Genomic DNA, 12,365 nt, shown 5'->3' with positions numbered 1-12,365 from the left:
CGGGCCACAGAAGACGCCGTATGTACCCACCTCAATGGGGACATACGGCGCTCAGCGGGAGATCAGGAAGGTAACGGCACCCCGCTTCAGGACCTCATCCGCGCGGGACGCCTATGGGAGATCCTCCACCGGCGGGAGGTCCGCCAGCTCCGGCAGCGCGGCCTCCGCACCGTGCTCGACGGGCGTGCGCGGCGCCCGGGGCGCCGCCGGGGCGGCGGGCCGCCGGCCGCCGTCCCGCTCCGCCTCGGCCGCCTCGGCCGCCGCGGTCTCCGCCTGGGCCTGCAGCCCGGACCGCTCCAGGAACCGCAGCAGCTCCACCGGGAAGGGCAGCACAAGGGTGGAGTTCTTCTCGGCGGCGACCGCCACCACGGTCTGCAGCAGTCGCAGTTGCAGCGCCGCGGGCTGGTCGGACATCGCCGCGGCCGCCTCGGCCAGCTTCTTCGACGCCTGCAGCTCGGCATCGGCGTTGATCACCCGGGCACGCCGGTCGCGGGTCGCCTCCGCCTGGCGGGCCATCGACCGCTTCATCGTCTCCGGCAGCGAGACGTCCTTGATCTCCACCCGGTCGACGGTCACTCCCCAGCCGATGGCCGGGCTGTCCATCATCAGCTCCAGGCCCTGGTTGAGCTTCTCGCGGTTCGACAGCAGGTCGTCCAGCTCACTCTTGCCGATGATCGACCGCAGCGAGGTCTGCGCCATCTGCGAGACCGCGAAGCGGTAGTCCTCGACCCGGATGACCGCGTCGGCGGCGTCCACGACCTTGAAATAGACGACCGCGTCGACCCGCACCGTGACGTTGTCGCGGGTGATGCCCTCCTGGGCGGGCACCGGCATCGTGACGATCTGCATATTGACCTTGCGCATCCGGTCGACGATCGGAACGATCATGGTGAACCCCGGCTCGCGCACTTCGGAGATCAACCGCCCCAGCCGCAGCACCACACCGCGTTCGTACTGCTTGACCACTCGCGCCGCCGCCATGAGATACACCGTGCCCGTGCAGGCCAGCGCCACCCCGGCCGTCACCAGTTCTTCGACCATCACGGCTCCCTGAAGATGTGCCGCACGTGTCCGAATCACGCTGCTTACCATGGTATGCCCGGCCCGGAGGGCGGTCGAGACTCGCGGCGGACACGGCCGGGCCCCCGTCCGCCGGCGGACGGGGGCCCTCGTACCGCCGGAGCCGTCCGGCGTTCCGTGCAGGGATCCCTCCCGTGCGGACCCGGGCCGCGCGAACCCGGGTCCGACGGGCTCAGCCGGCCGGCGTCAGTAGACGCTCACCCCGTAGGCGCTCAGCGCCTCGGTGACGGGCTGGAAGAACGTGGTGCCGCCGGAGGTGCAGTCACCGCTGCCGCCGGAGGTGAGGCCGAGCGCCTTGGTCCCGGAGTAGAGGGGGCCGCCGCTGTCGCCGGGCTCGGCACAGACCGTGGTCTGGATGAGGCCGGAGACGATGTCACCGCCGCCGTAGTTGACGGTGGCGTTCAGTGCGGTGACCTTGCCGCTGTGGGTGCCGGTGGTGGAGCCACGGCGGGTGACCGACTGGCCGACGGTCGGGTTGCCGGCGCTGGTGATGTCCTGGCTGCCGACCGTGCCGGCGTGTGCCACGGAGGAGTTCGTGTACTTCACGATGCCGTAGTCGTTGCCGGGGAAGCTGGAGCCGGCGGTCGGACCGATGCTCGTGGTGTGCGAGGAGTTGGTGTACCACGGCGGGTTGCCGTCGGTGCAGTGCCCGGCCGTCAGAAGGTAATAGGTGCTGCCGCTGCGGACGTTGAAGCCGAGCGAGCAGCGCCAGCTGGGTGCGTAGATGGCGTCGCCGCCGGAGATGAACTTGCGGAAGGTGCCCGCGATGCGGTCGATACGGACCGCCTCGGCGTTGCTGCCCGCGGCCCGCTCGATCCTGGCGATCTCGGCCTGGGAGACCGTGCGGTCGGCGGTGACGACCAGGGTGTGGGTCGCGCTGTCGACCCGCCACGCGGTGCCCGGGACATCCGCGGCACGTACCGCGTTGCCGGCGGCGGCGAGCTGGTCGGCGCTGAACGTCGGTGTGGGGGCGGGGTTCTGTGCGTTGGCGGTGGGGATGGCGATGGCACCGACGGCCACCAGTCCGGACGCCACGGCGATCAGCCGGGTGCGTCTCGCTACGCCGCTGCGGGGGGTGGTGCGCTCGTTCCTCACTGATTCCTCCGAGGGGATCGGGGGGCCGCCGGTGGGCAGCCCGTGAGGCGCAGCCGAAGGGCACGCGGGAATCCGCACGTTCATTTTCAGCGTGCCCCTGACAAGCGCTGAGCGGAGTCTCGGGCGCACCACCCCCGCAGCGCAAGAGGTCCGCACGGATGTCTCACGCCCGGCACACGGCCGCAATCTCCCCACCGCCCCCAGCACTCCGCCCCGGCAGCCGCGTTGACGGCTGCCGGGGCGGCGCTGACCCCCTCGGTCGCGGCTTGGACGGATCAGTGGACGTTGCGGTTCCGCTCCCCCGCCCGCGGCGCGGGCTCCGGCAGCCCCTAGGGGGTGCAGCGTCGTGCCGGAGTATTCCGTGCGGTGGACCGGTACGCCGGTCAGTTGGCGGTCCTGGGCAAGCCGGGCGGGTTGATCTGCGAGGTCTTCAGGTGCTCGCCGGTCAGCCCCCAGCGCGCCAGCACCTTGCCGTAGCGGCCGTTGTCGATGACCTTCCGCAGGGCGGCGGCACAGGCCTTGACCAGGCCGCTGCCCTTCTTCGCCTCCATCGCCAGCTGGTCGAGCCGGTAGGTGGCGAAGGCTGCCCCCGCCCGGTGCCGCGCCGCCACCGCAGGCGGTCAGCAGTACGGAGCCGGCGGCGAGCGCGAGGGCGGTGGTCAGGGTGCGGCGGTTCAACGGATGGCTCCTCATCTTCACAGGACCTTGGAGAGAAAGGACTTGGTGCGCTCATGACGCGGACGGTCGAGGACCTCGCCGGGCGGGCCCTGCTCGACGATCCGTCCGCCGTCCATGAAGACCACGGAGTCGGCGACCTCACGGGCGAAGCCGATCTCATGGGTGACGACGATCATCGTGGTGCCCTGGTGCGCCAGGTCCTTGATGACATCGAGGACCTCGCCGACCAGCTCCGGGTCGAGCGCGGAGGTCGGCTCGTCGAAGAGCAGCAGCTTGGGCTCCAGGGCGAGCGCACGGGCGATGGCGACCCGCTGCTGCTGGCCGCCGGAGAGCTGCCGGGGGTAGGCGTCCGCCTTCTCGGCGAGCCCGACCCGCGCGAGCAGGGTGCGGGCGGCCTCGACGGCAACCTTCTTCGGGCGCCGGAGCGCGGAGACCGGGGCCTCGATGATGTTCTCCAGCACCGTCAGATGCGGGAAGAGGTGGAAGTTCTGGAAGACGAAGCCGATCTCCGTACGCTGCTTGAGGATCTCGCGCTCGCGCAGCTCGTACAGCCTGCCCGCCCGTCGCCCACCACCACCCTTGCGGGAGGCCCTTCGGGCCGCTGCTTTGTCATCGCGCCGGTAGCCGACCAGCGCCCCGTCCACGCTCACCGAGCCGCTGTCGACCTTCTCCAGGTGGTTGATGGTGCGCAGCAGGGTGGACTTGCCGGAGCCGGACGGGCCGAGGACGACGGTGACCTCGCCGGTACGGACGTCCAGATCCACCCCCTTGAGGACATCGAGCGGGCCGAAGCTCTTGTGGACCGAGCGGACCTCGACCATCGCGCCCTGTGGGCTCATCGGGTGGCTCCCTTGGAGAAGTGACGTTCCACGTAGTGCTGGAGGACGGAGAGCACAGTGGTGAGGAGGACGTACCAGGCCGTGGCCACCATCAGCAGGGGCACGACCCGGCCGTTGCGTCCGTAGATCACCTGGACCTGGTAGAAGAGCTCGCCGATCGCCATGACGGAGACGATCGAGGTGCCCTTGAAGAGGGAGATGACCTCGTTGGTGGCGTTCGGCAGGATCGAGCGCATCGCCTGCGGCAGCACGATGCGGCGCAGCTGCCGCAGCCGGGGGATGCCGAGCGCCGCGGCCGCCTCCAGCTGTCCGCCGTCCACGGCGAGCACCCCGCCGCGCACGATCTCGGCGGCGTATGCGGCCTGGTGCAGCGCCAGGCCCAGCACCGCCGCGCCCATCGCCCCGACCAGGCCCATGGTGTCGACGTGGAAGAAACCGGGCCCGAAGGGGATGCCGAACTGCAGGCGCTTGTAGAGATAGGCGAGGTTGAACCAGAACAGCAGCTGGACGATCAGCGGGATGGAGCGGAAGGCCCAGATGTAGCCGAACGCGACCCAGCGCAGGAACGGGCTGCCGGACAGCCGCATGAAGGCCAGCACGACACCCAGCGCAAAGCCGAGGCCGGTGCCGTAGACGGTGAGCTGGAGGGTGACCCAGACCGCCTTGAGCACCGTCTCCGCGGTGAAGAACTGGGCGAACACCGCCCATTCCCAGGCCGGGTTGGTGACCAGACCGTGCACGAACTGGGCGATCAGCACCGCCGTCACCACGATCGCGGCCCAGCGCCAGGGGTGGCGTACGGGGACGACCTTCAGGGCCGCCGGGTCGTCCGCCCCCGGTGGTCCGGCCCGTTGGGGAGCGGCCTGTTCAACGGGGATTTCACTGGTCAGCGGCATGGGATTCCTCGGTGACGGGTGTGCGGCGGACGGGGAGGGTGACGGGCGGGGCGGCCCGGTCCCGGAGGAAGGTGAGCAGCGCCCGCGCGGTGGCGTCGTTCTGCCGGAAGGCGGGTGCGTTGGTACGGGGCCGGGCGAAGGCACCGCCGGAGCGGGCGTCGGTGTGCGGGCCGAGGGCGAAGCGGCGGGGATGCGGGCGGCCGGACCGGTCCAGCACCCGGCCGTCGGCGGCGGACACCGCCAGCAGCCCGGTGCGCGTCGTGGCCGCGCCGTCGGCGTACAGGCCGCGCAGCAGGGCGTCCCTGGTGTGCGCGACGGTCGGCTCGGGGAGCCGCGCCTCCACCAGCGCCCGCGCCTCGGTCGACTCCCCCGGCACACTGGCGCTCTCGGCACGGAACACCCCGCGCTGCTCGTCGGCGGTGACGGTCGTCCCGGCGCCGAGGAAGCGCACCACACCGGCCCGGGAGAGCGCGAGCAGCTGCCGTAGCCGCGGTCCCGGCGGGCCGGAGGCCAGATAGCTGAAGAAGCCGTGCCACCAGGGGCCGCGGTCGCCGATCCGCACCAGCTGGCCGTAGACCGACAGCAGGGCGAGGAAGACCGCCAGGTCGGGGCTGTGCGCGGGGTCGTGACGGCGGGCCAGGTCGGCCTCGATGTAGCCGCGCAGTCCCTCTTGCAGCGCCGCTCCGTCGGGGTAGCGCAGACCGGCCAGCGGGTGGTCCAGGTCCGCCAGGTCGAGGCGGTCGGCGGGGTCCGGGACCGCGGCGCCGACCAGGGCCTGGAGGGCGGCGCCGCCGGGGTCGGCGGCGGCGTACTTCTCCTCGAAGTCGGGCCAGTTCATCCGGGTGCGCCCGGGGTGGGCGGTGAACAGCCGGTGGTAGTGGGCGAAGCCCAGTTCCTTGTCGATCAGCGGCCAGATGTCGCGCCGGAAGTCGAGGTCCGTCCCGGGCCGGGCGAGCAGGGCGTCGACCTCCTCGGGCCCGAAGAAGCGCGGCAGCGGCGGCCGTTCGCCGTGCAGTTCGTAGCCGATCTTGGCGTGGTAGGGCACACCGCGCCGGGACCCGACGTGCAGGACGGGCTCGCGCCCCGAGGGCCGGTAGGTCAGCTGCCCGTCGGCACCGGTCGTGTAGCTGCCGCCGCGGCCCTCGGTCAGCAGCACCATGAGGTCGACGAAGGCCAGCCCGAAGCCGCGGACGAGCACCGGCTCACCGGGCCGCAGCGCGCTCAGGTCGGTGTCGGCGGTGAACGCCGGCGGCAGATGGGTCAGACCGTGACGGGCCGCGAAGTCCGCCAACTGCCGCTGCTCCGGCGGGAGTTCCGCCTCCAAATGGCCCAGTGCGAGCACCACGAGGTCGGCGAGGAGCGGGGCCGGACGGCCCGCCAGCCACACCTGCTGCCGGCCCTCGCGCGAGCCCGAGACCCGTACCGCCGTCCTCCGGTGCTCATGGACGGCGACGCGCGGCGGCAGCGCGGCCACCGACCGCCCGTACACCCAGCTCAGATAGGCGCTCTGCAGCCGCCGGCCGGCGAAGTCGCGGGGCCCGAGCGCCGCTGCGCCGTCGGCCGGGCCGGGCCCGACGGGGATCTCCCCGGACCGCACCCCGCGGGCCCACTCGGCGAGCGAGGGGCCGGGCCGCACCGGCCCGGCCAGTTCGACGGTCTCGTCGGTGAACATGGTGACGTCCTCGGCCGTGGAGTTCATCCACAGCAGGGACGACTGGTCGGCGCGCCAGATGCGGCCGCCGCCGGGCGGATGGGGATCGACGAGGTGCAGGTCGAGGGGCGCCTCGACGTACAGCTCGGGGGCGTTGGCGGCGATCCGCTCGATCAGCCCGGTGCCGCGCGGCCCGGCTCCCACGATCACCACGGACGGCCGGCCGGACGGGTTCACGGACCGGCTCATCGGGCACCGGCCGTCCCGCGGGCGTAGTGCCGCTCCAGGTAGTACTGGCCCACGCCGAGCACGGAGGTGACCACGATGTACCAGAGGGTGGCGACCAGCAGCAGCGGGATGACCTGGTAGGTGCGGTGGTAGACCAGCTGGACGGAGTAGAGCAGGTCCTGGACGGCGATGACGCTGACGATCGAGGTGCCCTTGAGGGTGCCGATCAGCATGTTCCCGGCCGGCGGCACGATCGAGCGCATCGCCTGCGGCAGCACGATGCGGCGCAGCCGCCGCCAGGCGCCCAGCCCCAGCGACTGGGCGGCCTCCAGCTGGCCCCTGTCGACGGAGAGGATGCCGCCGCGGACCACCTCGGCGGCATAGGCGGCCTCGTGCAGGGTGAGGCCGATGAGGGCGATGGTGACCGGGCCGAGCAGATCGACGGTCTTGATGCCGAGGATCGTCGGGTAGAGCGCCCCGATGTTGAACCAGAACAGCAGCTGCACCAGGATCGGCACCGACCGGAAGAGCCAGACGTAGCACCGGCTGACGCCGCGCAGCACGGGATTGTCGGACAGCCGCATCGTCGCGAGCAGGGTGCCGAGCACAAAGCCCAGGGCCGTGACGAGCACGGTCAGCCAGAGCGTGAGGCCCAGGCCGCGGAGTACGGCGGTGGTCAGGAAGTAGTCGGCGACCACGTCCCATTGGAAGGCGTCGTTGCGGACGACGGAGTTGAGCGCCAGGGCCGACAGGGCGAGGACGGCGGCGGCCGCGGCCCACTGGCCGGTACGGCGGCGCGGCACGATCCGGGGGACGGGGTGCGGGGTGCCGTCGTCGGGCGGAGCCGCGGGGGATGCGGTACGGGAGTCGAGGGTGTGGGAAGGCATGCGAAGGCTCCGTGGATGCCGAGAGCGAGCACGGGAGTGGAGCGCCTTCACACAGGCAGAACGGGCCGTGCCCCTCAGCACGACCGGCCCTTGAGGCTATGGGGCCAACACGCCTCGTTGTCAAGGCTGTCCACACTGTGAGCGGTGCGTCACGCCATGGTTGACGCGGAATGGGATGCCTGTTCCACTTAGCCGCATGTATCCATGGCAGCGGCTGGTCACCCGCGACCACATCGACTTCGGTCGTGTGTGGTCGTCGTCCTGTTGAGCTGACGCCCTGCCCTGAGGCCCGTCGCCGGTAAGGCCGGGCCGTTCCGCGGTTCTTCCTCTTCTCGACCGCGCGCCTTCACACCTCGCGCCGCCGTCCGGCGCACCCCTCCCCTCGCCTGCCCGCAGTTCCCTTTCCGTCTTTCCTGTCGTGTTGTTCCTTCGGCATGCTCGAAGAAGGGCGCAGTATGCGCTTCGGTGTCATGACCTTGATCGACAACGTCCCGGACGCGCGGTCCGGGCACCTCCCCACCCCGCACGACCGCCTCCGGGAGGTCATCGAACTCGCCGTGCCGGCCGAGGAACTGGACCTTGACGCCTTCGGTGTCGGGGAGCGGCACGGTGCGCCGTTCCTGTCCAGCTCACCGTGGGGCGACCCGGTCTTCGCCGCCAACGTCATCCAGCCGGTGGCCAACTACGCCCGGCTGACCGACCGTTACCGCGCACACCGGGCGGCCTACGGACACGATCCGTCGGCGGCGGTGGTGGTCGGTTCGGGCGGCACGCTCCATGCCGCGGCCGACGACCGCACCGCCCGCCGGGAGTTCGCGCCGTACTACGAAGCAGCCGTCGCCGCCCGTGACGTACCGGGCAACAACACGCCCTTCCGCTCGCCGGACGAGGCCGCGGACCACGGTCCGGCGCTGGTCGGCTCCCCCGGCCGGATCGTCGACAAGATCGTCCAGCAGCATGCCGCCTACGGCCATGCGCTGCAGTTCCTCTCCGTGGACAGCGCCGGACTGCTCTTCCACCGCAGGACCGAGGTACCGCGGCTGACCGCCGCCGAGGTGCTGCCGCAGCTGCGCCACGATCTGCCCGACACCCTTCCGTGGCCGTCCGCCGCCGTGGCCCCGGTGCCGCGGCCCGCCCCGGAGGCGGCCCGGTGACCGCCGCGCCCCGCCCGCTGCCGGCCACCCGCCTGACGCTCCGGCACACCACCGTGGGCGATCCGCTCGCCCGTCCTCTGCTGGACGAACTCACCCACGAATACCGCACCCGGTACGAGAAACCCGTCGATCTGAGCCTGGAGTACCCGGCCGAGGAGTTCGCCCCGCCCGGAGGCGCGTTCCTGCTGCTCCTGGCGGACGGCAGCCCGGTCGCCGGGGGCGCCTACCGCCGCTACGACGCCCGCACCGCCGAGTTCAAACGGATCTGGACGCACTCCGCACACCGCCGCCGCGGCCTGGCCCGGCGGGTCCTCGACGCGCTGGAACGGGATACCGCCGCCCGCGGCTACACCCGCGTCTGTCTGACGACCGGCCCGCGCCAGCCGGAGGCCAAGGGGCTCTATCTCGCCGCCGGTTACCGGCCCCTGTTCGATCTGTCCGCCGCCCCGGAGTCGATCGGCCCGCTGCCGTTCGAAAAGCACCTGGAGAGTCCGCGCCCATGAGCCCCACCACGCCCCGCACCACCGCACGGCGCACCGCCGCCCTCCTGGCCACCGCGGTCCTGGCGCTCACCGCCTGCCGTCCGGGCGGCCCCGCGGACGGCGCCGAAGCCACCGGACCGGCGGCCGCCGACGCCGGCCTCCCCACCGCGGACGTGGTCTCGGACATCAGGAAGGACCCGGCCGCCGCCGAGCTGCTGCCCGCGGACGTCCGCGCCCGGGGCCGCCTCTCCCTCGCCACCAGCGTCGGCACCCCGCCCGGCGCCACCTATCTGGCCGACGGCAAGACCCTGGCCGGCCAGGACATCGACTTCGCGAACGCGGTCGGCAAGGTCCTCGGCCTGAGGATCGACCGCGAGGTGGCGAGCTTCGAGGCGATCCTGCCGGCCCTCGGCAGCGGCAAGTACGACATGGGGACCGGCAACTTCGGCGTCACCGACGAGCGCCGCAGGACCATCGACTTCGTCACCTACATCAACGACGGCCAGGGCTTCGCGGTCCGCAAGGACAGCCCGCTGAAGAAGCTCCGCTCCCTGCGGCAGCTGTGCGGGCTGACGGTCGCCACCGGCGCGGGCACCACCTTCGAGGCGACACTGGAGGAGAACCGGCACCGGTGCGAGGAGGCCGGCAAGAAGCCGTACGACGTCAAGACCTACGCCGAGCAGGGCGCCCTGTGGATCTCGCTCCAGCAGGGCCGCACCGATGTCGTGATGAGCACCATCAACGGGCTGCGCTACGCCGTGAAACAGCAGCCGGGCCTGCGCTTCCTCAATGAGTTCAAGCGGCTGGACGTCGGCTTCACGTTCAAGAAGGGCACCCCGCTGGCGCCCGCCGTCCGGGCCGCGGTCAACCGGCTGAAGAAGGACGGCACCTACGGCCGGATCCTGAGGAAGTGGGGCACCGGCCCCTCGGCCATCGAGACCTCGCGGATCAGCCCGCCGGAGATCCGCTGAGCCGGGGTCCGTGAGGCGGCCGCACCGCCCCACGGACCCCATCGGCGCCATGATCCGGGGACGCGGCGAAATGTGGCGTGAATGATGCGCCCGGCACCCCGATGGGGGGCGTGAACCGCACCCGGAACACCGGGTTCCGGCTGCCATGGTCGGACAATCGGCCTGCGCAACTTTCGAGGGAAGCGGGTCCGGTGAACACAGGTCGGAATCCGACGCGGCGTCAACACCCCTCCGATGGGCCAGTCCCCCGATCATCGGGCTATCTCGTGGCCCTCCGCCGAGGCCTTTGGCATTTGCCCTGGTCCCGTGCACGAACCGACCCGAGGGTCCGCTCCGTTATGTCGCCACCTCCGGCCCCCATCACCCGATAGAGTACCGACCGTGATGTTCGTCGTACTGTCAGTTTCGTTACGGGGCGCGTAAGCTGATGCTGCGCCACCCTCTTTGCACCAGATGTGTCACGAACCCCCCGTGCGGCGGCTATCCACTTGGCACACCCTCCGCCTCATGAACGACGATAGGGGCGGACACGCAGAGACCGCGGGTGAGAGGAGGCGTCAATGGGATCGGTGCGCAAGGCGAGTGCCTGGCTTGGCCTCGTCGACGACAGTGATGACGAGCGCTACTACGACGACGACTACGCCGAGGGACCCGATGCCGGTGACTCGGGCGACAGCCCCTGGGTCACCGACCCCCGGGTCCGAGTGGCCGACGAGGCCGCCCAGGACCAGGGCACCCGCATCGCCACGGTCTCCCCGGAGAGCTTCCGGGACGCCCGCGGCATCGGCGAGCTGTTCCGGGACGGCGTCCCGGTGATCGTGAACCTGACGGCCATGGAGTCCGCCGACGCCAAGCGGGTGGTGGACTTCGCGGCCGGCCTGACCTTCGGTCTGCGCGGTTCGATCGAGCGGGTCGCCACCCGCGTGTTCCTGCTGACCCCCGCCGATTACAGGGTGGTCAGCGGTGAGGCCCGCGCCCACCGCAACGGCGGTTTCTTCAACCAGAGTTGAGCACGACCCGCGTGTGTCCGGCCGGGGGTCCGGGTGCCCGCGGCGAAAAGCCACCGGCGGACCGGCCCCCGGGCGGTGCGGCGCCCCGCTCAGCGGGCGAGGCCGCTCACCGGAAGGCGTCCAGACCGGTGAGCGCCTTGCCCAGTACCAGCTGGTGCATCTCGACGGTGCCCTCGTAGGTGAGCACCGATTCGAGGTTGGTCGCATGCCGCATGACGGGGTACTCCAGCGAGATCCCGTTGGCACCGAGGATCGTCCGGGCCGTGCGGCAGATCTCGATCGCTTCCCGTACGTTGTTCAGCTTGCCGAAGCTGATCTGCTCGGGGCGCAGCCGCCCCGCGTCCATCCGCTGCCCCAGATGATGGGCCAGCAGGATCCCCTTGTGCAGTTCGAGCGCCATGTCGGCGAGCTTGGCCTGGGTGAGCTGGAAGCCGCCGATCGGCTTGCCGAACTGCTCCCGTGTCTTCGCGTAGTCCAGCGCCGCCTCGAAGCTGGCGCGCGCGGCCCCCATGGAGCCCCAGACGATGCCGTAACGGGCGTGGCTGAGACAGCCGAGCGGGCCGCGCAGTCCGGTGGCCTCGGGGAGTACGGCATCGGCGGGCAGACGTACCTCGTCGAGGACGAGTTCGCTGGTGACGGACGCCCGCAGCGACCACTTGTGCTTGATCTCGGGGGCCGAGAAGCCGGGGGTGCCGGCCGGGACGACGAAGCCGCGGATGCCGTCGTCCGTCCGGGCCCAGACGACCGCGACACCGGCCACCGAGCCATTGGTGATCCACATCTTGCGCCCGGTGAGCACCCAGTCGCCCCCGTCGCGCTTGGCGTACGTCCGCATCGCGGCGGGGTCGGAGCCGATGTCGGGCTCGGTCAGCCCGAAGCAGCCGATGATCTCGCCGGCCGCCATCCGCGGCAGCCACTGCTGCTTCTGCTCCTCGGAGCCGAAGCGCCAGATCGCGTACATCGCCAGCGAGCCCTGGACGGAGACCAGCGAGCGGATCCCGGAGTCGGCGGCCTCCAGCTCCAGACAGGCCAGGCCGTACTGGACGGCGGAGGCGCCCGCGCAGCCGTAGCCGGTCAGGGACATCCCGAGAGCGCCGAGGGAGCCGAGTTCCCGGGCGAGTTCGCGGATGCCGGGCAGTTCGCCGCGCTCGTACCAGTCGGCGATCTCCGGCAGCACACGGTCGGTGGCCCACCGGCGGACGGTGTCCCGGACCGCCCGGTCCTCGTCGGTCAGCAGATCGTCGAGGCCCAGGGGGTCGCTGGGGTCGAACGGCGGCAGAGTCGAGGACGGCTTTGCGGACATGGCGGGGCCTCCGGCGGATCAGCGCGAAAAACTAGCAGTGGTAGTTATTTGCGCTTCCGACGGTACGGCCCGCGGTGCCGCGCGGCAAGGG

12 protein-coding genes are annotated in these 12,365 nt (G+C 71.5%); 4 read left to right on the top strand and 8 right to left on the bottom strand.

What is annotated here, in order from left to right; genetic code table 11:
• Positions 1 to 111 precede the first annotated feature (111 nt).
• The 7 genes from SLV14N_RS31080 to SLV14N_RS31050 all read right to left on the bottom strand — a co-directional run bounded on the left by SLV14N_RS31080 (position 112) and on the right by SLV14N_RS31050 (position 7,354).
• A complete protein-coding gene (locus tag SLV14N_RS31080) occupies positions 112 to 1,041 on the bottom strand; it encodes a slipin family protein (RefSeq protein WP_263271924.1) in 930 nt (309 codons plus the stop codon).
• A 225-nt stretch (positions 1,042 to 1,266) separates the two neighbouring features.
• Positions 1,267 to 2,175, bottom strand: a complete 909-nt coding sequence (locus tag SLV14N_RS31075) for a S1 family peptidase (RefSeq protein WP_208685453.1) — start codon at positions 2,173 to 2,175, stop codon at positions 1,267 to 1,269.
• Positions 2,176 to 2,558: 383 nt separating this feature from the next.
• Positions 2,559 to 2,786, bottom strand: a complete 228-nt coding sequence (locus tag SLV14N_RS31070) for a hypothetical protein (protein WP_263271922.1) — start codon at positions 2,784 to 2,786, stop codon at positions 2,559 to 2,561.
• Positions 2,787 to 2,870: 84 nt separating this feature from the next.
• Positions 2,871 to 3,692 (bottom strand): amino acid ABC transporter ATP-binding protein, encoded by an 822-nt coding sequence (locus SLV14N_RS31065; protein WP_269470892.1) that lies wholly within the window; start codon positions 3,690 to 3,692, stop codon positions 2,871 to 2,873.
• Complete coding sequence (locus SLV14N_RS31060) at positions 3,689 to 4,588, bottom strand: amino acid ABC transporter permease (protein WP_208685449.1); 900 nt, start codon at positions 4,586 to 4,588, stop codon at positions 3,689 to 3,691. Before SLV14N_RS31060 ends, SLV14N_RS31065 begins: the two co-directional genes overlap by 4 nt.
• A complete protein-coding gene (locus SLV14N_RS31055) occupies positions 4,572 to 6,488 on the bottom strand; it encodes an FAD/NAD(P)-binding domain-containing protein (RefSeq protein WP_208685447.1) in 1,917 nt (638 codons plus the stop codon). Before SLV14N_RS31055 ends, SLV14N_RS31060 begins: the two co-directional genes overlap by 17 nt.
• A complete protein-coding gene (locus tag SLV14N_RS31050; RefSeq protein ID WP_208685445.1) occupies positions 6,485 to 7,354 on the bottom strand; it encodes an amino acid ABC transporter permease in 870 nt (289 codons plus the stop codon). Before SLV14N_RS31050 ends, SLV14N_RS31055 begins: the two co-directional genes overlap by 4 nt.
• Before the next feature lie 455 nt (positions 7,355 to 7,809).
• Here SLV14N_RS31050 and SLV14N_RS31045 point away from each other — a divergent pair, with 455 nt between their 5' ends.
• From SLV14N_RS31045 to SLV14N_RS31030, 4 genes are all read left to right on the top strand, one after another.
• On the top strand, positions 7,810 to 8,508 hold the full coding sequence (locus SLV14N_RS31045) for an LLM class flavin-dependent oxidoreductase (protein ID WP_208685444.1): 699 nt from the start codon (positions 7,810 to 7,812) through the stop codon (positions 8,506 to 8,508).
• The gene (locus SLV14N_RS31040) at positions 8,505 to 9,011 is read left to right on the top strand and encodes a GNAT family N-acetyltransferase (RefSeq protein WP_208685435.1); all 507 of its coding nucleotides are present in this window, start codon (positions 8,505 to 8,507) and stop codon (positions 9,009 to 9,011) included. Before SLV14N_RS31045 ends, SLV14N_RS31040 begins: the two co-directional genes overlap by 4 nt.
• The gene (locus SLV14N_RS31035; RefSeq protein ID WP_208685433.1) at positions 9,008 to 9,961 is read left to right on the top strand and encodes an ABC transporter substrate-binding protein; all 954 of its coding nucleotides are present in this window, start codon (positions 9,008 to 9,010) and stop codon (positions 9,959 to 9,961) included. Before SLV14N_RS31040 ends, SLV14N_RS31035 begins: the two co-directional genes overlap by 4 nt.
• 560 nt (positions 9,962 to 10,521) lie before the next feature.
• Positions 10,522 to 10,971, top strand: coding sequence for a cell division protein SepF (locus SLV14N_RS31030; protein ID WP_208685431.1), 450 nt, complete (start codon positions 10,522 to 10,524; stop codon positions 10,969 to 10,971).
• Between the two features lie 106 nt (positions 10,972 to 11,077).
• On the opposite strand, the gene SLV14N_RS31025 is transcribed toward SLV14N_RS31030, so the two are convergent.
• On the bottom strand, positions 11,078 to 12,274 hold the full coding sequence (locus SLV14N_RS31025) for an acyl-CoA dehydrogenase family protein (protein WP_208685429.1): 1,197 nt from the start codon (positions 12,272 to 12,274) through the stop codon (positions 11,078 to 11,080).
• Positions 12,275 to 12,365 lie beyond the last annotated feature (91 nt).

It is taken from the genome of Streptomyces sp. Je 1-4 4N24, from assembly GCF_026239515.1.
Classification (GTDB): domain Bacteria; phylum Actinomycetota; class Actinomycetes; order Streptomycetales; family Streptomycetaceae; genus Streptomyces; species Streptomyces nigrescens.
Note: the sequence above shows the minus strand (reverse complement) of the source record. Positions and strands in the feature narration are given on the sequence as shown.

Excerpts from the sequence above, each read along its gene's own strand:
- SLV14N_RS31060 (WP_208685449.1), bottom strand. The coding sequence starts at position 4,588 with ATGCCGCTGACCAGTGAAATCCCCGTTGAACAGGCCGCTCCCCAACGG.
- SLV14N_RS31080 (WP_263271924.1), bottom strand. The coding sequence starts at position 1,041 with ATGGTCGAAGAACTGGTGACGGCCGGGGTGGCGCTGGCCTGCACGGGC.
- SLV14N_RS31035 (WP_208685433.1), top strand. The coding sequence starts at position 9,008 with ATGAGCCCCACCACGCCCCGCACCACCGCACGGCGCACCGCCGCCCTC.
- SLV14N_RS31050 (WP_208685445.1), bottom strand. The coding sequence starts at position 7,354 with ATGCCTTCCCACACCCTCGACTCCCGTACCGCATCCCCCGCGGCTCCG.
- SLV14N_RS31065 (WP_269470892.1), bottom strand. The coding sequence starts at position 3,692 with ATGAGCCCACAGGGCGCGATGGTCGAGGTCCGCTCGGTCCACAAGAGC.
- SLV14N_RS31055 (WP_208685447.1), bottom strand. The coding sequence starts at position 6,488 with ATGAGCCGGTCCGTGAACCCGTCCGGCCGGCCGTCCGTGGTGATCGTG.
- SLV14N_RS31045 (WP_208685444.1), top strand. The coding sequence starts at position 7,810 with ATGCGCTTCGGTGTCATGACCTTGATCGACAACGTCCCGGACGCGCGG.
- SLV14N_RS31025 (WP_208685429.1), bottom strand. The coding sequence starts at position 12,274 with ATGTCCGCAAAGCCGTCCTCGACTCTGCCGCCGTTCGACCCCAGCGAC.
- SLV14N_RS31030 (WP_208685431.1), top strand. The coding sequence starts at position 10,522 with ATGGGATCGGTGCGCAAGGCGAGTGCCTGGCTTGGCCTCGTCGACGAC.